This window comes from Caballeronia udeis (genome assembly GCF_001544555.2).
Lineage (GTDB): Bacteria > Pseudomonadota > Gammaproteobacteria > Burkholderiales > Burkholderiaceae > Caballeronia > Caballeronia udeis.
Genome location: NZ_FCOK02000044.1, coordinates 12,673 through 37,263, shown reverse-complemented (window position 1 = coordinate 37,263; position 24,591 = coordinate 12,673). Strand labels below are relative to the sequence as shown.

The following is a 24,591-nucleotide window of genomic DNA, read 5'->3' as shown; positions in this document are numbered from 1 at the left end:
CAGCGAGACGGCGAGACGGCGAGACGGCGAGATGTATACGCGCTTGTGGCTAACATCGTTTAGATCTGTTGACCTGAAAATGGAATTTACTATGTCTGATACTTCAAAAACCTGGCTGGTAACTGGCGCCGGGCGCGGCCTTGGGCGTCTTATTAGCGAGGCGGTCCTTGCCGCAGGCGATCGTCTTGTTGCCGGCGCCCGCGATCCGGAACGCCTGGCAGATCTGGTCGACCGCTATGGAGACCGGATTCGTCCCGTTGCACTCGACGTAACCGACGAGGTTGCTGCACAGAACGCGGTCGACCACGCGCTCAATGCCTTTGGCCACCTCGACGTGCTGGTCAATAACGCGGGTTACGGCCACACCGCTCCGTTCGAGCAAATGACATCGCAAGATTTCCGCGATCAGGTGGAAACCAACCTGTTCGGTGTGGTCAACCTGACCCGTGCGGTGTTGCCGGTGATGCGCGAACAGCACTCTGGCCATATTTTCCAGGTGTCATCGGCGGGCGGCCGTACATCGACGCCGGGATTGTCCGCCTATCAGGCAGCGAAGTGGGCGGTCGGCGGGTTCAGCGACGTCGTTGCAAAAGAGGTTGGCCACCTGGGGCTCCGCGTATGTACGCTGGAACCGGGAGGGATACGCACCGAGTGGGCCAGCGAAGCACGTCGCGGCATTGACGACATGTTGCCCGACTACGAACAGTCTGTCGGCAAGATGCTCACGCTTCTGGAAGCTTATGGCGGTCACGAAATCAGCGACCCCGCGAAGATCGCGGCATTGATCGTCCAACTGTCACGTCGTGACGAGCTGCCGCTGCGTCTGTTGCTCGGTGGCGATGCGCTGCATGTCTGCAGTCTCGCAGACGCTCAGCGCGCCGACGAACAGGAGCAGTGGCGCGCAACCACCCTTTCCACGCATTTCCCGGACGCGCAGCTGCCGGAAGGGCTCGATGTACTGAAGAAGCCGACATGACATGAAGTGGGCGTTGCCGCCGCCAGGCTCGCTAGAACCGGTATCCAATTCCGAGGAAGACGATCACCGGATCCGCCGTGATGCGCGTCTTGCTGGACAACACTGTCTGACCGTTGGCGGCCACGGAACTGACCGTCGCATTTGTCTTCAGAGAAAGATAGGTCACCGACCCGGTCGCATACCAGTTCTTGCTGATATTGTAAGAGGCGCCCGCGGTGACCGCGGGGTTCCATGACGGACTGAGCGAAGCCTTGACCTGTCCGCCCGGCCCTGCAATCTGCTGCAACGCGCCACCGAATGTTGAATTGAGATTGGTATGCGAAAACCACGTGTAGTTCCCGCCAATACCGACGAACGGGCGCAGCTTCGTCTGCGCGTCGAAGAAGTAATACTTCAGGAACAGAATGGGCGACCACGACCGTGTGGTGGCGAGCGGCGCCAGATTCCCCAGATTGAGCGATGGCCCACCGGCACCGAATGGTGTGGCCTTGCCCTGTGCAAAGAGCTGGAGCTTGGGCGGTATGCCCGCCGCCAAATCGAAAGCAATATGGTCCGTGACGAAATAAGTGGTCGAGAGCTCCAGGGTGAACGTGTTATGTATCTGACCGCCCGTTCCCGTTGACGTGAATGTGCCGAAAGCCGAACTGCTCTGCAACGATGTTGCGGAAGACGGACCAAAGTCGAGCCAAACTCCACCCACGCTGGTTATGAGACTACCCGCGCTCTGCGCCATCGCACTGGAACATATCGCGGCCGGTATTAACGCAAGGCATGCAATTTTTTTCATCATGTCTCCTCAATTTATTTCGTAATACATATTAATATTTTTGAATCAATGTCTTTCTTTCATCGCTGCTCAGAATTGTTCGATCGGCAGGCTCGACCCGCTCGATGCGCCGCTGCGAATTGTCTCCAGAAGCGCGGTCGCTTTAGGCAAGACCTTGTCGGCGTAGAAGAGCGCAGTGGCGAGCTTCGCGCGATGGAAGTCCGGATCTTCACCCGCTGCGGCTTTGCTTGACGCAGCAAGCGCTGCACGCCCCATCTGCCAGCCACCGCACACGTAGCCGGTGAGCATCAGATAGTCGACGGAGCTGGCAAGCGCTGCGTCGGGCTGAGTCGCCAAGGCTTGCAGCATCCACGCAGTAGCGTCGTCTAGCGCCTGGATACCGGCCGCGAACGCGGTGCCAACGGACGCCACCTGGGTATCCGTGCTGCGCGCGAGCTCCAACGCGGCCTGACGCATCTCCGCGACTAGCGCGGCCATCCCTGCGCCCTGATCCGACGCGAGCTTGCGGCTGACGAGGTCCGCAGCCTGGATCCCCGTCGTGCCTTCGTAGATCGGCGCGATTCGTGCGTCGCGCAGGAACTGGCACGCACCCGTCTCTTCGATGTAACCCATTCCGCCATGCACCTGCACACCCGTCGACGTAATCTCGACGCCCAACTCCGTGCACCATGCCTTCAACACGGGGATCAGCAGATCGACACGCGTCTGGCGACGTGTGCGCTCACCGGCATCGGGGTCACGGTGCGCGCGGTCCATGTCCGCAGCCATCACGTACGCGAAAGCACGCATCGCTTCGACCTGGGACTTCATCGTCATCAACATGCGCCGCACATCCGGGTGATGAATGATTGCCACAGCGCCACCGGATTTGCCAGCCGCGAGCCGCCCCTGGACGCGTTCCTTCGCGTATTCGCGGGCTTGCTGATAAGCCCGTTCCGCAATCGCGAGCCCCTGGATCCCCACCTTCTGGCGCGCTTCGTTCATCATCGTGAACATATGCGCGAGACCTTTGTTCTCCTGCCCCACCAGATAACCGATCGCCCCGTCCTGATCGCCGAAACTCATCACGCAGGTGGGACTCGCGTGAATGCCGAGCTTGTGTTCGAGGGACACACAGTGCACGTCGTTGCGTTGCCCGCTGGAGCCGTCGGCATTCAGCAGGAACTTGGGCACGACAAAAAGCGATATGCCGCGCACACCCTCAGGCGCATCCGGCGTGCGTGCCAGGACGAGATGAATGACGTTATCCGTCATATCGTGATCGCCCCACGTGATAAAGATCTTCTGGCCGTAGAGGCGATAGTGGTCGCCTTCGGGCACCGCTTTCGTGCGCACGGCGGCGAGATCCGAGCCCGCTTGCGGTTCGGTCAGGTTCATGGTGCCCGTCCATTCACCGCTCACGAGCTTGGGTAGATAGCGTCCCTTGAGTTCTTCCGAGCCGTGCTGCCTCAACGCCTCGGTAGCGCCCGCGGTCAACAGGGGACACAGTGCGAACGCCATGTTGGACGAATTCCACATTTCGACGGTTGCCGCTTGCACCAACTCGGGCAATCCCTGGCCGCCGAAATCCGGATCGCCGGAGAGGCCGCTCCAGCCGCCTTCGGCGAACTGCCGGTAGGCTTTCGCGAAACCGTCCGCCGCAACAACGCCGTCCTTCGTCAGGCGCGCGCCCTGCGCGTCGCCGGGCTTGTTGAGCGGCGCCAGCACTTCTGTCGCGAGCCTCGCCGCCTCGTCGAGCACGGCCTCGGCGAGTTCGGGACTTACCTCCTCGAAGCCCGGCAGCGAAGACAACTCGTCAAGACCGGCCAGTTCCGTCATCACGAAGCGCATGTCGCGCAGCGGTGCAATATAGGTGCTCATCATGGTCTCCGGAATCAGTTTTGTTGCAGTTTGTCCAGCTCGCCGGACAACTCGGGCAATACCTTGAAGAGATCGCCGACGATCCAGTAATCGGCGACCTGGAAGATCGGCGCCTCCTCGTCCTTGTTGATCGCGACGATCACCTTCGAGTCCTTCATGCCGGCCAGATGCTGGATCGCGCCGGAGATGCCGACCGCGATATAGAGTTGCGGCGCGATGACCTTGCCGGTCTGGCCCACCTGATAGTCGTTCGGCACGAAGCCGGCATCGACGGCAGCGCGCGACGCGCCGACCGCTGCGCCCAGCTTGTTGGCGATATCCTCCAGCAGTGCGAAGTTCTCGCCCGCGCCCATGCCCCGCCCGCCCGAGATCACCCGCCGCGCCGATGTCAATTCAGGACGCTCCGAGCGGGTCAATTGCTGGCTCACGAAACGCGAACCCGGGGCCTCGCCGGCCGGGGCGAGCGATTCGATCGCCGCCGCGCCGCCTTCGGCTGGCGCCGCTGCAAAGGCCGTCGTGCGTACCGTGATGACCTTGATACGGTCCGAGCTTCGCACCGTCGCCAGCACGTTGCCCGCGTAGATGGGGCGCACGAACGTATCGGCGGATTCGACGGCAACGACATCGGAGATCTGCGCGACGTCGAGCAGCGCGGCCACGCGCGGCATTGCGTTCTTGGCGGTGGTGGTGGCGGGCGCCAGCACGTGACTGTAGTCGGCCGCGACCGTCGCAATCAGCGCAGCCAGGTTCTCGGCCAGCGGATGCGCATAGTGCGGCGCATCGGCGACACGCACGCGGTTCACGCCGGCGATGCTTGCGGCCTGTTCGGCCACTGCTGCGCATTGCGCTCCGGCGACGAGAACATGAATGTCTGCGCCAAGACGCGCAGCGGCGGTGACGGTGTTCAACGTCACCGCCTTCAGCGTCTGGTTGTCGTGTTCTGCAATAACGAGTACGGACATGTTTTCCTCTTTCGTTTCAGATGACGTGCGCGACGTTCTTCAGCTTCGCCACGAGGTCTGCGGCGTCGGCGACACGAATGCCCGCCTCGCGCTTCGGCGGCTCCGCGAGCTTCAGCGTCGTCAGCCGCGGCGTGATGTCGACGCCGAGGGCATCGGGTGTCACCACCTCGAGCGGCTTCTTCTTCGCTTTCATGATGTTGGGCAGCGTCGCGTAGCGCGGTGTGTTGAGGCGCAGATCGGTGGTCACAACAGCCGGCAGATCGACCTCGATCGTCTCGAGCCCGCCGTCTATCTCACGCGTCACGGTCGCCTTGCCTGCTTCGACGCTCACCTTCGATGCAAAGGTCGCCTGCGGCCAGCCGAGCAGCGCCGCGAGCATCTGGCCGACCTGGTTCGCGTCGTCGTCTATCGCCTGCTTGCCGAGCATCACGAGTTGCGGCTGCTCCTTGTCCACCAGCGCCTTGAGCAGCTTCGCCACGGCGAGCGGCTGCAACTCGGCGCCGGTCTCGACGAGGATGCCGCGGTCGGCGCCGGTCGCCATCGCCGTGCGCAGCGTTTCCTGGCAGCCCTGCACCCCGCAGGACACAACGACCACTTCCGACGCCGCGCCGGCTTCCTTCAAACGCACGGCCTCTTCCACGCTGATTTCGTCGAAAGGGTTCATCGACAGCTTCACGTTCGCGATGTCGACAGCGCTGCCGTCGGCCTTCATGCGAACTCTCACATTCGCGTCGACGACGCGTTTGACAGGAACCAGTACTTTCATTGCCTCCTCCGTTTCGATAAAAGACTTCGTTACGCCGGCCGTCTGAACCAATCTTGTTTTGTACGTGCGAGCTACACGCCGCGGGTCCGGGCTTATGCGCCGCACTACGATTTAATTGGGGTAGACATGTCCCCTCGCCCAAGGTGGTTGGGCGTATCATTTCTTGAGAAAACACCGTTTCAGCCAGCACCCGCCGAGAGGCGATTTCCCAATGACCGGCGGCGTGCCGCACCGTTGTCCAGCGCCGTTGTCCAGTTGTGGAACTTCGCATCTCCCCCTGGAATGCATGGTGTCTGAATGCGGCGCCGCGCAAAATCCCCCTTACAGGGGAGCGCGAGTGCATGGACGGGGAATGGCAGTCAGGGTCAACCCGAACGCCTGGAGCAACTGATGCACGTGATGCAAGCGCCGCCGCCGAACAGGCCGCCTCTGTTCCTCGCAACGAAGGTCTTGCCGCCGCGACTGCCCGCCGGGTTGATAGATCGACCACGGCTCGTCGCGCTCGCCGGGAAGGCGGAGTACAAACGGCTTACCGTAATCAAGGCGCCGGCCGGCTTTGGCAAGACCTCGCTTGCGCTCACGTGGCTCGACGGGCTGAATCTAAGCGGCGCCTATGTCGCGTGGCTGTCGCTCGACACGGAGGACGACGAACCCGCGCGCTTCTTCCATCATCTGGCACAAGCATTGCGCAACGCCTGTGCGGCTGTCGGCGCCTCCGCGCTCAGCCTGACCGCCGAGGCGTCGCTCGTGCCCGCGCACTCGGTCGTGTCGACGCTGATCAACGAACTCGTCGAAGTCGACGACGAGGTCTATCTGTTCGTCGACGACTACCATCTGATCAGCTTGCCCGCCATTCACGACGCAATGTCGTACTTCATCGTGAACGCGCCGTCGAACGTGCATGTCGTGGTCTGCACGCGTACCGATCCACCACTGCCGATCGCCAACCTGAGAGCCAGGAACGAGCTGCTGGAAATCGACGCGCTGACACTTCGCTTCAACTTCGACGAAACCCGCAGCTTTGTCGAACACGAATGCCCAAGCGGACTGCGCCCGGCCAACGTCAAGTCGCTTTTCGCGAGCACCGAAGGCTGGGCTGCGGCGCTGCGAATTTCCGCTTCGGTGATATCGCGTGACGAATGCAAATCGGACTGGGATGTGAGTGTGCCGTCCGGCGCCTCCCGCCCGTTCGCCGCGTACCTTGAAGACATGCTCAAGCGCCTTCCAAACGACATGGTCGGGTTCATGTTGCGCACGTCGATACTCGAGCGGCTGACGGCGTCGCTATGCGAAGCGGTAACCGGCGTTGCGGCGCAACAAGGCATGCTGGACACCATCTCCGCCCGCCAGTTGCTGCTCGAACCGCTCGATATGGAAGGACGCTGGTTCCGCTATCACCATCTGATGGGCGAGTACCTGCGCCGGCGGCTCGAAACCCGGCATCGCGATGAAGTGGCGGACCTGCATCGCCGTGCGTGCCAGTGGTACACCAAAGAGGAGCAATGGACAGACGCGGTCAGGCACGCGATCGCCGCGGGCGATACGCAAAACGCTGTCTCCCTGATGGCTCACTGCGCGATGGCGCTCGTCACGAAAGGCGACCTGCTCACGCTGCTCGGCTGGCAACGTCAGTTCCCGGCGCATCTGATGCGCGGGCAGGTGAAGGTCACGCTCGCGATCGCGTGGGGGATGGCGCTTGCGATGCGTTTTGACGAAGCGCTCGCGATGCTCGACGAGATCGAGCGCGACGCGGACACCGGCTCGGGCGAGACCGCCGGGAACATCCGCTGGGAGTGCCAGGCAATCCGCTCGGTGGTGATCGCGCTACAGGACGACTCGGAGCGCGCGCTTGTAATCGCACAGGCGTGTCTCGACCGGCCGTCGACAGACAGCTGGACCACCAATGTCGTCTCCAACGTCGTGCGCTTCGGGCACTGGAAAGCAGGCAACCTCAAAGCGCTCTACGCGACACCCTGGATCCCCGATTCGATCGAGGAAGACCAGCGCAATATGTTCGCTTCGGTGTACCGGCTATGCCTGCTTGGCCACGCGGAAATGCAGCAGATGCACTTCGGGCTCGCCGAGCGCTATTTCACCGAGTCGATGCAGCTCGCCGAGCGCCATTCCGGTCCGAAATCCATCTCGGCCGCGTTGTGCGCGCCCATGATTGCGCAGATCTGGTACGAGCAGGGACGGCTCGACGAGGCGGAAGCGTTACTGGTCGATCTCATGCCGATGATCGACCTGGCGGTCCTGCTCGACAGCACCTTGATCGCCTATCGTGTGCTCGTGCGGATCGCCATCTCGCGTGCCGACGCCGGGCAGGCGTATGCGTTGCTCGACCGGGCACAGGTTCTCGGTTATGCACGCCGCTGGGACCGGCTCATTGCCGGCGTCCTTGTAGAGCGCGCGCGGCTCTACCTTGCGGAAGACAGGATCGCGGAAGCGTCGGCATGTGTCGTGCAACTGGATCAGGTGGTGGGCTCCCGTTGCGCCGCGGAGGAAGCAGTCTCGCCGGAGATCGAAACATACCGCGCGATCGCGGTGGCCTGGGTGGCGATGGCGCAGAACCGGACCGAGGAAGCCCTCGGGTCGTTGACATGCGCTCTGCGAAGCGTCGAAAGCCGGCACGGCGACTATCTCGCGCTGCGCTTGCGCACCGTGCTCGCGCTCGTCTGGTTGCGTGCGAACGAACAGGCCCGCGCCGTCGAAATCTTTCGCGAAGTCCTGAACGCCAGTAGCGATATCTATCGCTCGATTCTCGACCAGGGGCCGGAAATCGGGCCGCTCCTGCGTGCGGTTCGCGATGACACGCGTTCCACCCCGCAGACGAAGGAAAGCGTTGCTTATATCGATCGCCTGCTGGACGGCTGGCGAGCACTCTATGAGCCCGCCGCCGGCCCCAGGCGCGACACGGAGCGCGAGCCGCTGAGCGCACGGGAGCGCGGTATCGTCGAGCTGATTGCCCAGGGGCAATCGAACAAGGAGATCGCACGCACTCTGGGGATCACGCCCGAAACCGTCAAGACCCACGTCAAGAACATCTTCGTGAAACTGGCCGTGGACAAGCGCGCGCAGGCCGTTGCGCGCGCGCAGGCACTGGGACTGGTCGCGGCCGGCTAGCGTACGTGCGCCGTGTCACGAAGCAACTCAACTCGCCTCCTGCCTGAGAAACCTGCGCACCACGGGCGCGACTTCACTCGCGCGCGAGATTAGGAACAGATGGCCGTCATCGATCACATAAAGCGTCGCATCGCGGATACGGGCCGCGAGAATCTTCGCGTTGGTCAGCGGCACGATGGGGTCGTCATTGCCGTGCATGACCAGTGTCTTCTGGCGCAACGCGCCGAGCCACGGCAGGCTGCTCCAGCCTGTAACAGCCAGCAGTTGATAGAGGTAGCCGCGGCCGCGCGGCGGCTGGATGTGCTGGCTGTGCGCCTTCAGCAACGATGGATCGCGCCGGTAAGCGCCCCCGTAGATGTCCGCGCCAACCTCTTGCAGGTAGGCGGGATCGGTGTAGCGGCGCGGACCGATCAGCTTTGACAATACCGACAGTTTGCCCGGCACCATGATGACGCCGGGAGAGGTTGCCGCAAGAATCAGCCTGCGGCAGCGCTCCGGATACAGACGCGCGAACTGCTGGGCCAGCGCGCCGCCCCACGACACGCCAAGCACATCGACGGCCCCGTCAAGGCCCAACCGCGTCAGCAGCTTGTCGGCCAGCACGGACAACGTCGAGAAGCGATACGGCACGACCGGCGCAGGCGAGCCGCCGACGCCGGGGATGTCGAAGATGATCACACTCACGTCTTCGAGCGCCGTGACGAAGGGCTCCACCAGCTCGAGGTTGGCGCCAATGCCGTTGAATATGAGCAGCGGCGGCGAAGCGTCACTGCCGCGGCACGTCCCGACACGCAGTGTCTGACCGTCCAGATCGATCGTCTGGATTTGCATGCTGCAAAGAGACTCGGGGCTCGTGTTCATTTCTTGTTTCCGGATCATCTTCTGGACGGCCAATCGTTCGGCCTGTCGGCGTGCCGCACGGGCCCGCGTCCCATTACTTCTTCGGCTGAAGCAGCGTCTTCAGTTCCTCGACGTGCTCGGCGACGCGCTTGGTGACCACCGCGATGCTGTCCGACTGCGCACGGTATGCGGTGCCCGCGAGTTCCTGCATGTCCGCGAGCGCCTTGTGCAGTGCCTGCTGCACCACTTCGCCCGTGTTGGCGGCGGGCTTGGCTCCCGACTGGGCAGCGCGAGCCGCGAACGACTGCAATTCGGTCAGCGTCGTGCGGAGGATCTCCGACTGCTTCTGAGCCAGCGACTGCACGCCTGCAAGCGCTGTCGTGTTGGCTTCGGCTATCGCCTCGATGTCCTTGCGGCGCGACTCGAGGATCGCGTTGACGTCCATGCCGGGCAGCTTGAACTGTCCAATGACTTTCTTGTACTCGTCGAAAATGCTATTCGGATTGGTTGAATCCATCATCAATACTCCAATGAAACTACGTTAAGAAAGATGTTGGCCGCCGTGCGGTCAACGAATGTGCCGGTGCGTGTGCCCTATGCTTCCATGACATACGTTCCCGGCGCCTTCACGCCCGGCGGGTGCCGCTTGTTGCCGAGCGTCTTCGGTGCGGGCCGCTGCTCGCCGGAATGGCCGGCGAGCCACGTGCGCCAGTCGACCCACCACGAGTCCTTTTCAGCCTGGGCGTTGGCGAGCCATGCGTCGGCATTGCCGGCCAGATCGGGATTGAGAAAGAACTTCGACTTCGGATTGCCCAGCGGGTTGATCAGGCTCTGGATATGGCCGCTCGAACTCAGCACGAAACGCGTGTCGCCGCCGAACGTGCGCGCCGTGTTGTACACGCCCTTCCATGGCGTGATGTGATCGGTCATGCCGGCCACGACGTATTTGTCGCAGGTTACTTCAGACAGGTCGATGGGTGTACCCAGGACCGTCAGCGCGCGAGGTTTGCTGAACAAATTGCCCGTGAAGATATCGAGCAGTTGCCCATGCATCGCCGCGGGCAGCCGGGTTGCGTCGTTGTTCCAATAGAGGATGTCGAAAGCGGGCGGCGTTTTACCGAGCAGATAGTTATTGACCCAGTAGTTCCAGACGAGATCGTTGGGTCTCATCCACGCGAACACGCGGCCCATTTCTTCACCGGCGAGCACGCCCTTCGAGGTGCTGTTCTGCTTCGCGGCCGCGATGGCTTCCGGGGTTGCAAAGAGACCGAGCTGCGAGTCAGCCGTGTTGTCCAGCACGGCAACCATCAGCGTGGCAGCATTGACGCTCTTGTCACCCCGGCTTGCGAGGTGGCCGAGGAGCGCCGAAATCGTCATCGCACCCGAGCAGGCGCCGTGCAGGTTGACGTCGTCGCTGCCGGTGATGTCACGCACTGCCGCGACCGCTTCAAGGAGCGCGGCAACATAGGTATCGAGGTCCCAGTGACTCTGCGCGGCGGTCGGATTGCGCCAGCTCACCACGAACACCTGAAACTCGCTCTTCACCAGATAGTCGACAATGCTCTTGCCTTCGGACAGGTCGAAGACGTAGAACTTGTTGATCTGGGGCGGCACGATCAGTTGCGGGCGGGCGTGCACTTGTTCCGTCGCCGGCGTGTACTGGATCAGCTCGAGCACGTCGTTGCGAAAGACGACCGCGCCCGGCGACGTGGCGAGATTTCCGCCTACCTTGAACGCCGTCCTGTCGACTTGCGCGGGCATCCCCTGGTTCTGCAGCATGTCCGTCATCAGGTTCCTGATGCCGTCAAGCAGGCTGGCGCCGCCCGAATCGATGACTTTCTTGAGTGCGGCCGGATTGCCCAGCAACGTGTTTGTTGGCGACAGCGCATCAGTGAACAGCGACAGCACGAACTGCGCGCGTTCCTTGCTCTTCGGGTCGAGCGCGGAGCGATCGACAAACCCGGTCAGCGCGTTGCGCCACGCCACGTAACTTTGCAGCGCCATGCGGTAAAGCGAATTGCTCTGCCATGCAGGGTCGGTGAAGCGCTTGTCGCCCTGAGGCGGCGTACAGTTCGCACTGCCGCCAAGCACAGCCATCAGATCCCGCGCCAGCGCCGCCTCCTGCTCCAGGAGCAAGGCGGGTTGCCGCAGCGCCTGGGCGCCAATCTGCTGCGCGGTTGCCAGAATGTCGCGCGGGCGCAGTCCCACGAACGGATTCGGTCCGAGTATGCCTTCCGCGGCAGACGCCGCGAGGTCGTTCGGCTGCTCGCTTTGTGCTGTGCTTTCATTTTTCGCCACCATCTTGCTGCTCCTCAAACATCTCCATGCGCTTCGCCAACACAGTGGCTTGCACTTACAAGACCAGCATCGCCAATGTCTCGGCAATCAGCGCCGGCTTCTCCTCGCCCTCGATCTGCAGTTCGTTGATCATCTTGATGACGATCCGGCCGCCGCCCTTCTTTTCCACCGACATCAGCGTCACGCGATTTCTCACCCGCGCCCCCGCTTTCACCGGCGTCATGAAGCGCACCTTGTCCAGCCCATAATTCAGCCCCGCCGATGCGTCCTCGGGAATGACTCCAATCTCCATCGCGAGCGACGCCAGTAGTGAAAGCGTCAGATAGCCATGCGCGATCGTGCCGCCGAACGGACTCTCGCGCTTCGCCAGTTCCTCGTTCACGTGAATCCATTGCTTGTCGCCCGTACACTCGGCGAACGCATTGATACGGGCCTGGTCGACGACAACCCAGTCCGATACCCCCAGTTCGCGGCCAACGAAATCGTCAATGCTGGTGACGTTGTATCCCTTGATGCTCATCGTGTTTGCTCCTTGTGACGGGTCAGGCGAACTGCTCGCGCAGCCACTTCTTGTTGATCTTGCCGACACTTGTCTTTCCCAGCGCATCGACGAACTTCACGATCTGCGGCACCGCGTATTTCGATATTTTTCCGGATGTGCTGAACGACAGTACGTGCTGCTTGATGTCGTCCTCCGTGACTGCCGCCCCCTCCTTGAGCACCACCAGCGCCACCGGCCGCTCCCCCCACTTCTCGTCCTTGATGCCGATCACGGCCACTTCAGAAACGCCCTCGTATTGCGAGATCAGGCTTTCTATCTCGAGCGATGAAATCCACTCGCCGCCGGACTTGATCACGTCCTTGAGACGGTCAGTAATTTGTACGTTACCCGTCGGATCGATATTCGCGATGTCCTGCGTATGGAGATAACCGCCGGTCCAAAGCTGCCTTGAAGCCTCGGGATTGTTCAGATAGCCTTGCGTGAGCCACGGTGCGCGCGCGACGATCTCGCCGGTGGCTTTGCCATCGCGGGCGAGTGGGTCCATGTTGTCGTCGACGACACGCAGGTCAACAAGAGGAACAGGAAGGCCGGTCTTGCAGCGCAGGCGAAGCTGCTCGTCGGCGTCGAGCTTTTCAGCGCCGGGAGGAAGTTGCGCGAGACTGAGTACGGGGCACGTTTCCGACATCCCGTAACCGACGAACACGTCGATGCCCCGGTCCAGCGCCGCTTTGGCAAGGCCTTGCGGCAACGCGCCGCCGCCAATGATGATCTTCCACTTGCTCATGTCCGTGGCTTTCCCCTCCTCGCACGCGAGCAGCATGTGCAGGATCGTGCCCACACAATGCGAAAACGTGACGCCCTCTTCGCGCACGAGTCGTGCGAGCCGGTCCGGCAAATAGCGTCCGGGATAGACCTGCTTCACACCCAGAACCGTGGCGATATACGGCATGCCCCAGGCGTGGACGTGGAACATCGGGGTGAGCGGCATGTACACGTCGCCACGATGGAAACGCTGTCCCGAGACAGGGCTCGCCAATGCCGCCATCAGGGTGATGGTGTGCAGAACCAGTTGCCGATGCGAGAAGTACACACCCTTGGGCAGACCGGTGGTTCCCGTCGTGTAGAACGTGGTGGCGCGGGTATTCTCGTCGAAGTCGGGGAAGTCGTAGCTCGTTGCGCTTGCCGAGAGCATTGCCTCGTATTCCGTGGCGAACGCAATGGTGTGGGCACACGCTTCACTGCCCGGCTCGTCGATCCACACGAATGTGCGGACCGTTTCAAGCTGATCCTTGATCGCTTCGACCACGGGCAGGAAATCAGTGTGGACAAACAGCACTTCTGCGCCAGCGTGGTTGATCGTGTAAGCGATCTCCGCGTCCGACAACCTTACGTTGACCGTCTGAAGAACGGCGCCCATCATCGGGACTGCAAAGTATGATTCCAGATAGCGGTGGCTGTCCCAGTCCATTACCGCCACGGTGCTGCCATGCCGCACACCGAGCCGGTTCAGGCCATTAGCGAGCCGGGCGATGCGTTCCCTCAGCGTGGTATAGGTCATCCGCAACTCGCCGCGGTAGACGATTTCCTGGTCCGGCGCCTGAACGAACGGCGTATGCAGCAATTGCTTGATCAACAGCGGATAGGCATAGGGGGATGACGTCGAGTCCTGCACAGCGTCCTGCATCTACATCTCCTGAAGTCGAGAAATGGATCGGGTTGACACAACTGACGCAAGTCCGTCGGCGCATATCGCGCACGGTGGCATCCCGGTTGATGCCATCATCGAATTATTCGCAGGAAGGAGACATCCCCCGAACAGGGGAGCTTCAAGGGGAGGCGGGAAGATAAGGGAGGTTTTGACGGATCGCGCGCGAAGCGGCGGAAGTAATCGGCGTGAGAAGGAGAACGCCGTACCCGCAACATGTGTCACCCCAGGTCAGGCGCTTCCCGGATCACCTGTTGATATAGCCCCTGGAATCCAAGCCAGGCTACGTAATCCGACGCCAGATGCGCCCTGGTCGCAAGCGCCTCTTCTTCACTCAATGGCTCGATCGCGCCAGCCGCTTCCGCGAGCAGTTGTACCTGGCAGCAACGCTCCATCGCGATGAAGCGATACACCGCTGCGTCAACCGATCCGCCCACTGTCAGCAAGCCATGATTCAGAAGAATTGCTGCCTTCTTTTCACCCATGGTTTCTGCAATCCGGCGTCCTTCGTCTGTCGCCAGCACGACAATGTCACCGCGAAACAGCACATGATTTTCGTAGAAGAGACACGCTTCCTGGTTGATCGGAGCTAACAGCCTGGATCGGGCGGAGAAAGCCCGGCCCCAAGTCGTGTGCGTATGCACCGCTGCGATAGCGGCGGGGTTAGCGCTGTGAATGCCGCAGTGGATAGCGACGGCGGCCGCGTTGACCGGTCCGGTTCCGTCATGGACGACACCGGTGTCGTCTATGCAAATCAAGTCGTCGGGGCAGATGGTGGAAAAGTGCTGAGCGTATTGATTGACCCAGGATCGATCGGGAAATTCCGGGTCCCGGACAGTAATGTGGCCCGCAATGCCCTCCGTCAAACCGAACCGTGCCAGGATGCGAAACGCTGCGGCAAGCCTGCGTTTGCGGTCGCGGCGTTCCTCCCCTACGTTGTCGAAGACCTCGGGCGTCGGAAGACGCCCGCCAATGGGCGTCGGGATTATGAATTCTGCTTCGCTGATGCCGCTCATCGTGTGCTCTCGTTACATTGATGGATAGCAATTCTCCGAGCTGTTTCCCCGACCGTCCATCGATATTCAATAACAAGCGACCCACTTTTACTCACGACCGGCATGGCTTTGCCGATTGTGACAAAAGCTCACAAGCTCAATAGTTTCCGTCGCTTGCACGGGGAAAATGGCACGTGCCTAATGCTCCTCGAAGCAACCAGACATTCATACCGGAGCATCATGAGCACACTTGATACAGGCATGGCGTTACCTGCACCGCTGATGAGGCGGGTCGTGATGCGTCTCGCACCGCTGATGATTCTGATGTACATCGCAAATCAGCTTGATCGCGCTAACGTGGGTTACGCCGCATTGACGATGAACGCCGAGTTACACATGAGCGCGGCACAATATGGCCTGTCAGCAAGTTTGTTCTTTCTTGGGTACATCTTGTGCGAAGTGCCTAGCAACCTATGCATGCATCGCTTTGGCGCGCGAATCTGGATGGCTCGGATATTGATTACCTGGGGCCTTCTGTCTTCGTTGACCAGCTTCGTGCCCAACGTCTATTGGCTCTACCTGGCACGCTTTTTCCTGGGCGTTTTTGAAGCCGGCTTATATCCGGGGATGGTCTACTACATGACGTTGTGGATGCCGGCACGCAACCGGGTATGGATGATGTCACTTTTCACGGTCTCGATCCCGTTGACAGGAATGCTCGGCGCTCCCATATCGACGTGGCTCATGGAGCATCTCAATGTGTTCGGTGTCACCGGCTGGCGCGCCATGATTCTGGTGGAAGGTTTGCCAGCCATTACGTTAGGCTTTATTGCTTATTTTTGGCTTCCCAACCGGCCTGAGACCGCTCGCTGGCTGTCGAGCGAGGAGAAGGAGCAGATCAACGAGGCTATTGCACCTGAGAGAAAAGCTGCCGCGCAGTGGGTGGAACCCACAAGCGCATGGGAGACCATTTCAAACCTGAAGGTCTGGGCGTTGGGCGCGGTCTACTTCGGTACCAATTCGGGCATCATCGGCTTGCTGTACTTCTTGCCGCAGGTGGTCAAGACCTTCAAGAACGGTGCCGACCTGACGCTGAGCGAGATCGGCCTGATTACCGCCATACCGTTTGCGGTGGCGGTCATCGCCGTGTTGTTGTGGGGCCGGATTGTCAGCAAGAGATCCATAAACGCATATTACGTGGCGGGCCCGCTGCTGGTGTCTGGGGCGTCACTGGCTACCGCGCTGTATCTCGAGTCGCCAATCAATACGATCATCGCATTGGCGATCGGAACATCGGCGTGTTTCTGCAGCATTTCGACCTTTTGGCAAATGCCTAGCCGTATCTTGACGGATCGGGCTGCGGCAACGGGCATTGCCTTGATCACGAGTATCGGCGTGTCGTCTGGTTTCCTGATGCCTTACTTCATAGGATGGGTCCGGGACACCACCGGCACGTTCCAGTACGCGTTTGTGGCGATCGCAATCGCGATGACATTCGCCGCCATATTGGCCATCGCACTCGATCGTAACCGGCACCATGCATCGGCGTCCGGCATAGCCTTTTAGAACATGTCGCGTCGCGCAAACGCTCAGCACTTCAGGTTTCGAACGGTTGCGGTGTACCGTGGACTCGGAATGTCACATCGCTCAAAATAGATCGCGAGTGCAGTTCCTGAGTGCAGACACCGAGGAAATACAATGTCAATGCGACACGGCATTCCAAGCTTGAGCGTTTTACAAGCGTTCGAGGCCTCTGCGCGGTATCAAAGTTTTTCGAAGGCCGCGGCAGAGTTGCAGCAGACGCAAGGCGCGATTTGCAAGAAGGTTAACGAGTTGGAAGCCGGGCTCGGGTTTCCACTGTTTGATCGTGTGCGGCAGCGGCTGGTGCTGACTGAGCCGGGTATCGAGTACGCACGCCGTATTCGTGTTCACCTGGATCAGATCCGGCTCGACACGCTTGAGCTCATTCAGCATCAAACCAGTCCGCCGATTCGCTTGGCCGTAGGTGTCACGTTTGCAGCGCAGTGGCTTGTACCGCGGCTGCGCAATTTCCACGAGCGGTATCCGGGCGTGGAACTTCGCTTGATGGGCCGGGACCAGCCGACTTATTTCAACGATCTTAATTTCGATGCCGCGATCTACTTCGGGCAGTCCTTGGTGCCCGGAATGGCTGGACAGGCGCTCATTACCGAAGATGAGATATGGATGGTCGGCGCTCCGGAATTGCTGGGTCACGGACGCGAGTGTTCAACCTCGGAGATCGCTGCCTTGCCCTGGATTCATACCCGCGATCAAGCCACAGTCTGGCAGGCATGGCGCGAGACGCTCAATTTGAGTCCGGTCGAGCATACCGGAGGCGAGCACTATTTCGACATGTTCATCATGGCGATCAACGCGGCAGTATCGGGTCTTGGAATCGCGCTGCTGCCGCGTCTTTTAATCGATCAGGAGTTGCATTCAGGAAAGCTCGTTCGAATTGGTCAATACGTTAGCCGAGGCTCGGCAACGCTCTATCTTTCCTTTCCTGAACAAAAACGTGAGTTGGCGTCACTAACGAAATTTATAGCCTGGATGGAGTCTGCCGTTAAAGACTATAAGGCTTCGCTTGACTGATTCCTTTGATCTCGGCGCCTCGATTTTTCGATGCGACAAAACCGTCCTTACTACGCGATATCACCCTAAAGGGGGGATTGGCTCCATGACGGCTCCCCCATGCCTTACGCTTGAAGCATCTCGCTCGAAGCGTGCTTCAGGCAGTTTCGCGGCCTGCTCGCATGAACCGCCGTCGAGCAGGCGCAACGAGACGCGCCTGCATTTGTCATTCGTCAGCTCAGCCTGCGTGATCACGTTTCGGTGTCCCTCCGGCGTGCGGAGGTAGCCACGGGCAGCTCCGCGATCAGCCCCTCGCCGCGCATGCGGGACCGCCAGCTGTTGGGCGACTCACCGACCATCCGCCCGAAGACGGTCGTGAAGTGCGCATGCGAGCCGAAGCCACAACTGAGCGCGACGTCGAGCACGCTGAGCGCCGTCGTGCGCAGCAACATCTGGGCATGCTCGATCCTGCGCCGCAGCAGGTACGCATGCGGGGAATAGCCGGTCGTCGAGCGGAACTGCGCGGCGAAATGCATGCGGGTGAGGCCGGCGCTGGCGGCGACATCGGCAAGTCCGATCGGCTGCGCCAGATTCGCTTCGATGAAATCGAGCGCGCGCCGCAAACGCCACTTCGGCAGCGGCGACGCGCGCCGCGCGGCCCCCGGCGTGAGCTCGGCAGCCCGCGTGAGCAGGCGCGTGATGATTGCGTCGCAGATGCTGTCCGCGTAGAGGCGGCCGGACGCGTCGGCGACCGGATTGACTTCCTCAAGCGCGGTCGCGAGCCGCTCGACCGCGACGTCGCGGAAGATGCTCGGGCTCTCGATCGACCGGAGCGGCTCCTGAAGCTCACCCTCGGCCTCCTCGTACCGTTTCGACAGCAGCTTCGGCTCGATGAACAGATGCATGACGCGGCACGACGTGGAATACGCCGCACTGACGCTTTCGCCGGGCGTCGTGATCTGGATCGAGCCCGGCATCACGGGGCCATCCCAGATCACGTTGCCGCCGTGCTGGAAGCGCACCGTGGCCGGCGTCAGACTGATGCCGACAATGCAGAAGCGGTCGTCGCAGCGGCTCGACACCTCCAGCCCTTCGCCGGGCTCCCAGGCCCAGCGCCCTACGGCGATCCGGTCGCCGGTGGCGCTGCCGGCCGCGGACGGCGGCGGGCAACGCCAGTCTTGCTCGACCAGCACGACCGGATGGTCGGCCGTGGTCCTGCTATTGGCGGCGAAACCTGCCGCCTCGTTGCCGAGCGCAGCATTCGGTGTCCGCGTGATCATGTGCGCCTCTCCTGTCGATACCGGCGACGTGCCCGCGACGCAAACCAGGCGGCTTCCGGGGGCGGATGTCGACAGTCCACATGTTGCGCAGTCCGGCGACGGCGCGACATCCCCTCTTCGGGGGAGCGCGAGAGCGACGGGAGCGGCGTCCCCCGTTCGTGGGTTCAACTCAGGTTGCCGCGCCGCGGCTTGATTGCACCCGCGGGATGGCGCTTCGCGATCGCCGAGCGCAGCGCGGAATAGGCCGGTGCGACCATCGGGTAGTCGGCGGGCAGGCCCCACTTCGCGCGGTATTCGTCAGGGGTTATCGCAAAGTGGCGCTGCAAATAGCGCTTGAGCGATTTCAGTTTGTGTCCGTCCTCCAGGCAGACGAGGTAATCGTCGTGCACCGATTCCTCTATCGGCACCGCAGCCCGCTGCAGCGCGGCCGGTGCCGAGTGCGTGCGCAATGCGGCCAGCGCGGCGTAGGTGCTCGATATGAACGCCGGCAGGTCGGCTGCCGGCAATGGATTGCACGACACGAAGCTCGCCACGATCTCGGCAGTGAGTTCGATCAGGTCGATGTCCTCCGTCCCGCCCTGAGTCGACAGATCAACGGTTCCGGGTGGAACAGCGGTGTTGCCCGAAGCGGAGTGCGGATTCCTCAAAGCATCATGAGTCTTCATGACCGGGCTCCCTGGCAGGCGGGTCATCGGTTACGTTAGGATCGCCCGGGCATGGCGATCAATCCCCCGAACGGGGGACGTGACTCCTGCACGGTCGACCGGCAGCAGCAACGAACCCGGCGCGCTCGCCCACTTCTAATGCACCTTCGTGCTGCCGAGGTCGCCCGGCAGGTCCTCGTTGCGATAGCCGCCACCAAGCGCGCGGGTCAGCACGATGCCCGCCTCGATCTCGTCGCCGGTAAGCTGCACGAGCTCAATGCGCCCCTGGATCACCGGCGCCTTCGCCTGGATCGCGCTCGTCCTGTCGCCGAGGCCGGTCTGGTAGCTCGCCTCGGCGCTGTCGCTCGCGAAACGCAACGCGTCGATCCGGTCATGCTGCAGATGCACGCGATGATCGAGGTCGTCGATCTCGCTGCCGCTCTGCGCGACGTCGCGCACTGCGTCGAGCACCGCCTGGTCGTACTGCTCGATCAGCGTGTTGCTGGCCGTGCGTGCGCCGTGCAGGTTCGCGTTCAGGCGGCCGCCATCGAAGATCGGCAGGGTAAGGCCGGGAATGAGGTTGATCTGCTGGCTCGAATGCGTGAACAGGTCGCGCATTCGCAGCGCATTGAAACCGAAGAACGCGGTGATATCGAAGCTCGGGTAGAACGCCGCTTTCGCTGAATCGATCTTGTCGAACGACGCCTGTACCAGCCAGCGCATTGCCTGCAGATCCGGGCGCCGCGCGAGCAGTTCATACGACAGCGTCGACGGCAGCGAAACCGACGGCGCCGGCAGCGGCACCGGCGCGATCGCCGGCAGGTCGTCGGGACCGGCGCCCGCCAGCGCGCGCAACGCCTCGCGCGCGTGCACGACCTGCTCCTCGCTCGACGCGATCTGCTGGTCGATCGCGAGCAACTGCGCGCGCGCGCGGGCGGTCTGAGTCAGCGCTTCGAGGCCGCGTTCGTGCCGCGCCGATCGCGTGTCGAACTCGAACGCGCGCACTTCGCGAAGCTGGCGCAACAGGTCGAGACTCGCGTAGGTGATCTGGATGCTGTAGTAGAGCTGCGCGACGCCTGCCGAGAGCTCAAGCTCGGCCTGCGCCGCCTCTGCACGCCGTGCGTTCTGCTCGCCGATTGCTGCGCGCACGAGTTCGCGCTGTTTGCCCCAGATGTCGATGTCGTAGTGAGCGTCAACGCCTACCAGCCCGGTCCAATACCACGGCCCATACGCGCCGATCGCCGGGTCATGCGACGCGTACGCGCTGAGGAAACCGTGCCCCGAGACATGCTCGCGATCGGTCTCGGCAAGCGCGGACATCTGCAGACCGGACGCCGCGCGGATCAGCTCGACCTGCGCGTTGGCCTGCGAGACGTGCTCGCGCGCAACGGCGAGCGTCGGCGCACGGGCGAGCGCGAGGTCGACGAGCGTATTGAGTTGCGGATCGTGATACTGCTCCCACCAGCGCGCCGACGGCCAGCCTTCGTTCGCGAGATGGATGTCGTCGGCGAGGCGAATCTGCTGCGGTGTGATCATCGCGGCGGGTGGACTGTCGTGATGAATGATCGCGCACGAGGCAAGCAACGGCAGCGCGAGAGAGGCGAGCCAGTGGTCGGCCAGTCTTGCGGCCAGTGCATAGGGTAAGCGCGGAAGGCGGCGCAGGATGCAAGCGAAGCGCGTCATCGCAGATCACCCCGCACTAGCGAATTCGCCGGACGCACGCTCGTCCGCCGACCAACGCGGCAATCCGGCGAGTGCTGCATCGATCTGTTGCGCGAGCCGTTCCAGCGCACTTGCACTTGCTGGTGTGACGCGCAGTGCACTTGGGTCGATCGGTGCAGGCGTCATCGCGGCCGGTGGCTCGGCCGCAAGCTGTGACCCGTATCGCTCAAGGGCATCCGCGACATCCGACTGAAACTTCGCTGCGCCCTCCATCGACGCGCCTGCCAACGCGCCGATCATCGCCTCGTGGTGAAACGCTTCGATAGCGATAAGCATCGCACGGCTCTGCGCGAGTACCGTCTGCGACAGCAGTGTGATACGAGCCGTCTCGCCCTCGCGCCAGTCGGGTTCGAGCGCGACGCGCGCCAACACCATCTCGCAGTCCGCGATCGTGGCCCACGTTGCGACCACCTCGGGCGAATCCGTCGCGCGCGGGCCGGTGAACATAGCGTTCGCCTCGAGGCGCACCAGCGCCGCGATCCTGCGCAATACCGAGGCCAGTTGTGCACGCAGCGTATCTGCTTCGCCTTCCGGCCACAGCGACATCTGGATGAAGGTCGCCACGCCGACGCCTAGCAGAATGCCGACGATCCGGTCGCGGATCTCGGTGAGATCGGACGGCGGAGAGAACGATTCGAGCAACGCCAGCGCAAACGTAAACATGATCTGGATGCCGGCATAGCTGCTCCGCTCGGAACCCGCCGACACCCAGGCGCCGAGCGTAATCACGGGCAGGCTCATCAATAGCAGCCCTGTCACGCTCTCCAGTTGCGGAATCACGAACGCAACCATGAACAGCGCCAGCGCGCTGCCGATCAATGCGCCGCTGATCCGCAGCACGCCTTGACGGCTTGATGCGCCAAGGTTCGGCAGCGCGACCACGAGACATGTCAGCATGATCGTGTGGATGCCCGGCCAGTTCACCGCGTTATAGAACACGTAGCAAATCAGCACCGAGAACAGCGTACGCAGCGAGAAACGGGCGTAGCGCGGATTCGCGAAGATGTCCGGTTCGAGCGGGGCCGGTTTCTCCGCCGCTTTCGCTGTTGCACCGGCCGCAGCGGCATCGTCCGGCGGCGTCGGCGCGACGGCGTTGCGCGTGGCATCGGAGAACGCGATGAGCGCGCGCTGCATCGCGTCGAGCGCCGGTATCGAGGTCGACACCGGCACCTGGCGCAATGCGCTCCAGTGCAGCCATTGCGCGTCCTCGCCAATCGCGTGGTCGAGCGACACGAGTTCGTCCTGCACCGCGCGGATGGCATTGATCTGCCCGGCGCCGTGCGTGACAGCATGGGCATCATGGTCGGGCAGCACCGCCGCAGCCTCGAAGATGCGCGATACCACGGTCACGCAGGCCAGCCTCGCCGCCTCATCCTCGGGGCTGTAGTGGTGACGCATGGTCGAAAAGCGCAACAGCTTCTGCAACGCCAGTGCGCCGCGCTCCAGATCGAGCGAGCCGATGCGCACGGCCGGCGCATCCGAGTCGATCACGGCAGCGAGCCGCGCATGGGCCGTCGCGAGCTGCCGTTGCATCGCGGCGCGCAACTGCCGCTCCGGCTCGGCCGGCAGAAACAGCGTGTTGATGATCAGCGACAGGACAACTGAGTAGTTGACCGCTACCCACACCCACAGACAGTCACGCACCAGTGCTTCCGCGTTATCGGTCAGATCGGCAAAGGTCTGCGCGTAAATCACGATCAGCGAGACGAGAAAGAACACCAGCCCCAACTTCGCCACGGCCCGCATCAGATAGGCGCTGCAAAAAAAGATGGCACTCGCGATAATGATGCGCAGCAGCGGATAGTCGAACGTCAGCTTGTAGATGCCGATAATGCAAGCGATCGCGCAGGTCGTGCCGATCACGATACTCAATGCGACCACGCGGGTCAGCACGATGTTCGACTGCGTGACGAAGAACACCGCTATGAGCGACAACGCCAGCTCGGGCACCTGTAAGGTCATCGACACGACGATCACGATCGCGCAGCCGAGCACGGAGCGCATGGTCACGTTGGCCCGCCCCGGAAACCCGCCAAGCTCCGAACGCAGGAAGGCTGCCAGCTGCCCGAGCGGCCGCGGCCATGCGAGACGGCGCCCGACGCCATCGAGCCCGCTCATGACGGCGCTCCATTGGGCGTGGCATGGTTGTTGCCATTGTCGCGATCCTCGCGACGTTCAGGTTGCAGCACGGCCACGGCGGATGTACCGATGCGGAACATCAGCGGATCGGGATGATCGATCAGTATCTTCACCGGAAAGCGCTGCGCGACGTGCACCCAGTTGATGCTGCGCTGGATATTCGGCAGACCGTTTGCGGTGCCGCCGCCGTCCTGCGGATCGACGCCGAAGCCGATCGAGTCGACCGAGCCGCTGAAACGGATGCGGGTATTGCTCATCAGGTACACGGTCGCACGAGTGCCGGGACGAATATTGCCGAGCTCGTTCTCGCGTAAATTGGCGACCACGTACCAATGCCGCGTATCGATAAGCGTGAAGACGGGTTTTTGCGCGGACACGAATTGCCCGATAGATGTACGCAGCTCGACGACTCGGCCATCAAACGGCGCACGCACGGTCGCGTATTCGAGATTAAGCTGCGCCGTCGCGATTTCGGCGGTCAGCACCGCGCGTTGCGCGACGAGCGCGGCGACGCTGCTGACCGCCGCCTGCGCCTCACGCGCCTGCGCTTGCGCGGCCGCGAGTTCGGCTTGCGCGGCGCGTTGCGCGGTGTGCGCGCGGTCGAGTTCGTCCGCGGAGATGTAGCCCTTCCCGATCAACGGCTCCATTCTCGCCAGCGTGTCCCCTGCCTGCTTCGCGGCGGTCTGCGCGCGCACGACCGCGGACTTTGCCGCGTCGGCACTGAATCCTTGCGCATTGACGGTGCGCTGGGTCAGCGGAATCTGCGCGTCGAGTTGCGCGAGCGCCGCCTGCGCGCGCTGCAACGCGAACTGGTACGGCCGAGGGTCGATCTCGAACAGCAGATCGCCCTGCTTCACCGCCTGGTTGTTGCGCACCGCGAGCGTCACGATCTTGCCGCTGACTTCGGGCGAGACGCCGATTGTGTCGGCGTACGCATAGGCGTCATCGGTACGCGGCACGGTATCCACACGCCAGATCACGGCGATGAGCGCGATCACCGCCAGCGCGATCAGCAGCATGGCGGGCCAGGTTCGCGGACGCTGCTTTCCTGCATCCGTGCCGTGGGCAGCGGTCATGGTCGGACGATCGGTTAGAGACTAAAGGTTAAAGCCAACGACCCAGAGCGCGACCGAAAACAGCACGGTCAGCGCCGGGTAGACGATCGCGGGCGGCGTGAGCCAATCGCCGCGCCTGCTGCGCGACAGCAGCACGTGCACGCATGCGACCAGCAGCACGCCGCCCGCGATACAGAACAACCAGTCTGGAAAATACGCGCCCAGCACGCCGACCGACGGCGCGTCGCTACAGGCAGTCAGCGTCGCGCACGACATCGCGATCGCCCACGCATGGCGCGCAGGGCGCAAACCACTCGACATCGCCATCTCCCCCTGAAGGTCCAA

Annotated in this window: 20 protein-coding genes; 4 read left to right on the top strand and 16 right to left on the bottom strand. The window is 62.4% G+C overall.

The annotated features are described in order from the left end of the window. Positions 1 to 91: 91 nt before the first annotated feature. Positions 92 to 976, top strand: coding sequence for an SDR family NAD(P)-dependent oxidoreductase (locus AWB69_RS26895; protein ID WP_062089870.1), 885 nt, complete (start codon positions 92 to 94; stop codon positions 974 to 976). A gap of 31 nt (positions 977 to 1,007) precedes the next feature. Here AWB69_RS26895 and AWB69_RS26890 read toward each other — a convergent pair whose 3' ends face one another. The 4 genes from AWB69_RS26890 to AWB69_RS26875 all read right to left on the bottom strand — a co-directional run bounded on the left by AWB69_RS26890 (position 1,008) and on the right by AWB69_RS26875 (position 5,351). Further along, positions 1,008 to 1,763: an OmpW/AlkL family protein gene (locus AWB69_RS26890; protein WP_062089923.1), complete on the bottom strand. Its 756-nt coding sequence runs from the start codon at positions 1,761 to 1,763 to the stop codon at positions 1,008 to 1,010. A 69-nt stretch (positions 1,764 to 1,832) separates the two neighbouring features. Beyond that, complete coding sequence (locus AWB69_RS26885) at positions 1,833 to 3,623, bottom strand: acyl-CoA dehydrogenase C-terminal domain-containing protein (protein ID WP_062089869.1); 1,791 nt, start codon at positions 3,621 to 3,623, stop codon at positions 1,833 to 1,835. 14 nt (positions 3,624 to 3,637) lie between these two features. After that, the gene (locus AWB69_RS26880) at positions 3,638 to 4,585 is read right to left on the bottom strand and encodes an electron transfer flavoprotein subunit alpha/FixB family protein (protein ID WP_062089868.1); all 948 of its coding nucleotides are present in this window, start codon (positions 4,583 to 4,585) and stop codon (positions 3,638 to 3,640) included. A gap of 16 nt (positions 4,586 to 4,601) precedes the next feature. Then, positions 4,602 to 5,351 carry an electron transfer flavoprotein subunit beta/FixA family protein gene (locus AWB69_RS26875; RefSeq protein WP_062089867.1) on the bottom strand — a complete coding sequence of 250 codons (750 nt, stop codon included), beginning with the start codon at positions 5,349 to 5,351 and terminating at the stop codon, positions 4,602 to 4,604. A 390-nt stretch (positions 5,352 to 5,741) separates the two neighbouring features. On the opposite strand from AWB69_RS26875, the gene AWB69_RS26870 reads away from it, so the two are divergent. Then, the gene (locus AWB69_RS26870) at positions 5,742 to 8,474 is read left to right on the top strand and encodes a LuxR C-terminal-related transcriptional regulator (RefSeq protein ID WP_062089866.1); all 2,733 of its coding nucleotides are present in this window, start codon (positions 5,742 to 5,744) and stop codon (positions 8,472 to 8,474) included. Between the two features lie 27 nt (positions 8,475 to 8,501). Here the strand turns inward: AWB69_RS26870 and phaZ are convergent, their stop codons facing one another. From phaZ to AWB69_RS26840, 6 genes are all read right to left on the bottom strand, one after another. Then, positions 8,502 to 9,335 (bottom strand): poly(3-hydroxyalkanoate) depolymerase, encoded by an 834-nt coding sequence (gene phaZ / locus AWB69_RS26865; RefSeq protein WP_062089865.1) that lies wholly within the window; start codon positions 9,333 to 9,335, stop codon positions 8,502 to 8,504. A 73-nt stretch (positions 9,336 to 9,408) separates the two neighbouring features. Continuing rightward, positions 9,409 to 9,831, bottom strand: a complete 423-nt coding sequence (locus AWB69_RS26860) for a phasin family protein (RefSeq protein WP_062089922.1) — start codon at positions 9,829 to 9,831, stop codon at positions 9,409 to 9,411. A gap of 77 nt (positions 9,832 to 9,908) precedes the next feature. Continuing rightward, positions 9,909 to 11,615 (bottom strand): alpha/beta fold hydrolase, encoded by a 1,707-nt coding sequence (locus tag AWB69_RS26855; protein ID WP_062089864.1) that lies wholly within the window; start codon positions 11,613 to 11,615, stop codon positions 9,909 to 9,911. A 52-nt stretch (positions 11,616 to 11,667) separates the two neighbouring features. Beyond that, entirely contained in the window at positions 11,668 to 12,132 is a 465-nt protein-coding gene (locus tag AWB69_RS26850) for a MaoC family dehydratase (RefSeq protein WP_062089863.1), read from the bottom strand. Positions 12,133 to 12,154: 22 nt separating this feature from the next. After that, a complete protein-coding gene (locus tag AWB69_RS26845; protein ID WP_062089862.1) occupies positions 12,155 to 13,798 on the bottom strand; it encodes a fatty acid--CoA ligase in 1,644 nt (547 codons plus the stop codon). Positions 13,799 to 14,040: 242 nt separating this feature from the next. Next, a complete protein-coding gene (locus AWB69_RS26840) occupies positions 14,041 to 14,835 on the bottom strand; it encodes a class II aldolase/adducin family protein (protein WP_062890663.1) in 795 nt (264 codons plus the stop codon). Positions 14,836 to 15,054: 219 nt separating this feature from the next. Here AWB69_RS26840 and AWB69_RS26835 point away from each other — a divergent pair, with 219 nt between their 5' ends. Together AWB69_RS26835 and AWB69_RS26830 are read left to right on the top strand one after the other, a co-directional pair. After that, positions 15,055 to 16,380: an MFS transporter gene (locus tag AWB69_RS26835; RefSeq protein WP_063977920.1), complete on the top strand. Its 1,326-nt coding sequence runs from the start codon at positions 15,055 to 15,057 to the stop codon at positions 16,378 to 16,380. Positions 16,381 to 16,512: 132 nt separating this feature from the next. Then, on the top strand, positions 16,513 to 17,427 hold the full coding sequence (locus tag AWB69_RS26830) for a LysR substrate-binding domain-containing protein (protein ID WP_062089861.1): 915 nt from the start codon (positions 16,513 to 16,515) through the stop codon (positions 17,425 to 17,427). Positions 17,428 to 17,657: 230 nt separating this feature from the next. Here the strand turns inward: AWB69_RS26830 and AWB69_RS26825 are convergent, their stop codons facing one another. The 6 genes from AWB69_RS26825 to AWB69_RS26800 all read right to left on the bottom strand — a co-directional run bounded on the left by AWB69_RS26825 (position 17,658) and on the right by AWB69_RS26800 (position 24,567). Then, entirely contained in the window at positions 17,658 to 18,686 is a 1,029-nt protein-coding gene (locus AWB69_RS26825; protein ID WP_062089860.1) for a helix-turn-helix domain-containing protein, read from the bottom strand. Between the two features lie 164 nt (positions 18,687 to 18,850). Further along, on the bottom strand, positions 18,851 to 19,351 hold the full coding sequence (locus AWB69_RS26820; RefSeq protein ID WP_082913610.1) for a MucR family transcriptional regulator: 501 nt from the start codon (positions 19,349 to 19,351) through the stop codon (positions 18,851 to 18,853). Between the two features lie 135 nt (positions 19,352 to 19,486). After that, positions 19,487 to 21,013 (bottom strand): MdtP family multidrug efflux transporter outer membrane subunit, encoded by a 1,527-nt coding sequence (locus AWB69_RS26815; protein WP_082913609.1) that lies wholly within the window; start codon positions 21,011 to 21,013, stop codon positions 19,487 to 19,489. A gap of 6 nt (positions 21,014 to 21,019) precedes the next feature. Beyond that, entirely contained in the window at positions 21,020 to 23,170 is a 2,151-nt protein-coding gene (locus tag AWB69_RS26810; protein ID WP_082913608.1) for an FUSC family protein, read from the bottom strand. Next, complete coding sequence (gene mdtN, locus AWB69_RS26805; protein WP_062089859.1) at positions 23,167 to 24,267, bottom strand: multidrug transporter subunit MdtN; 1,101 nt, start codon at positions 24,265 to 24,267, stop codon at positions 23,167 to 23,169. The genes AWB69_RS26810 and mdtN overlap by 4 nt, the downstream gene beginning before the upstream one ends. A gap of 21 nt (positions 24,268 to 24,288) precedes the next feature. Then, positions 24,289 to 24,567 carry a YtcA family lipoprotein gene (locus AWB69_RS26800; protein WP_197500330.1) on the bottom strand — a complete coding sequence of 93 codons (279 nt, stop codon included), beginning with the start codon at positions 24,565 to 24,567 and terminating at the stop codon, positions 24,289 to 24,291. Positions 24,568 to 24,591: the final 24 nt, after the last annotated feature.

Excerpts from the sequence above, each read along its gene's own strand:
- AWB69_RS26815 (WP_082913609.1), bottom strand. The coding sequence starts at position 21,013 with ATGACGCGCTTCGCTTGCATCCTGCGCCGCCTTCCGCGCTTACCCTAT.
- AWB69_RS26810 (WP_082913608.1), bottom strand. The coding sequence starts at position 23,170 with ATGAGCGGGCTCGATGGCGTCGGGCGCCGTCTCGCATGGCCGCGGCCG.
- AWB69_RS26820 (WP_082913610.1), bottom strand. The coding sequence starts at position 19,351 with ATGAAGACTCATGATGCTTTGAGGAATCCGCACTCCGCTTCGGGCAAC.
- AWB69_RS26875 (WP_062089867.1), bottom strand. The coding sequence starts at position 5,351 with ATGAAAGTACTGGTTCCTGTCAAACGCGTCGTCGACGCGAATGTGAGA.
- AWB69_RS26840 (WP_062890663.1), bottom strand. The coding sequence starts at position 14,835 with ATGAGCGGCATCAGCGAAGCAGAATTCATAATCCCGACGCCCATTGGC.
- AWB69_RS26860 (WP_062089922.1), bottom strand. The coding sequence starts at position 9,831 with ATGGATTCAACCAATCCGAATAGCATTTTCGACGAGTACAAGAAAGTC.
- mdtN (WP_062089859.1), bottom strand. The coding sequence starts at position 24,267 with ATGACCGCTGCCCACGGCACGGATGCAGGAAAGCAGCGTCCGCGAACC.
- AWB69_RS26835 (WP_063977920.1), top strand. The coding sequence starts at position 15,055 with ATGAGCACACTTGATACAGGCATGGCGTTACCTGCACCGCTGATGAGG.
- AWB69_RS26850 (WP_062089863.1), bottom strand. The coding sequence starts at position 12,132 with ATGAGCATCAAGGGATACAACGTCACCAGCATTGACGATTTCGTTGGC.
- AWB69_RS26825 (WP_062089860.1), bottom strand. The coding sequence starts at position 18,686 with ATGATCACGCGGACACCGAATGCTGCGCTCGGCAACGAGGCGGCAGGT.
- AWB69_RS26890 (WP_062089923.1), bottom strand. The coding sequence starts at position 1,763 with ATGAAAAAAATTGCATGCCTTGCGTTAATACCGGCCGCGATATGTTCC.
- AWB69_RS26870 (WP_062089866.1), top strand. The coding sequence starts at position 5,742 with ATGCACGTGATGCAAGCGCCGCCGCCGAACAGGCCGCCTCTGTTCCTC.
- AWB69_RS26845 (WP_062089862.1), bottom strand. The coding sequence starts at position 13,798 with ATGCAGGACGCTGTGCAGGACTCGACGTCATCCCCCTATGCCTATCCG.
- AWB69_RS26880 (WP_062089868.1), bottom strand. The coding sequence starts at position 4,585 with ATGTCCGTACTCGTTATTGCAGAACACGACAACCAGACGCTGAAGGCG.
- AWB69_RS26895 (WP_062089870.1), top strand. The coding sequence starts at position 92 with ATGTCTGATACTTCAAAAACCTGGCTGGTAACTGGCGCCGGGCGCGGC.
- AWB69_RS26800 (WP_197500330.1), bottom strand. The coding sequence starts at position 24,567 with ATGTCGAGTGGTTTGCGCCCTGCGCGCCATGCGTGGGCGATCGCGATG.
- AWB69_RS26855 (WP_062089864.1), bottom strand. The coding sequence starts at position 11,615 with ATGGTGGCGAAAAATGAAAGCACAGCACAAAGCGAGCAGCCGAACGAC.
- phaZ (WP_062089865.1), bottom strand. The coding sequence starts at position 9,335 with ATGAACACGAGCCCCGAGTCTCTTTGCAGCATGCAAATCCAGACGATC.
- AWB69_RS26830 (WP_062089861.1), top strand. The coding sequence starts at position 16,513 with ATGTCAATGCGACACGGCATTCCAAGCTTGAGCGTTTTACAAGCGTTC.
- AWB69_RS26885 (WP_062089869.1), bottom strand. The coding sequence starts at position 3,623 with ATGAGCACCTATATTGCACCGCTGCGCGACATGCGCTTCGTGATGACG.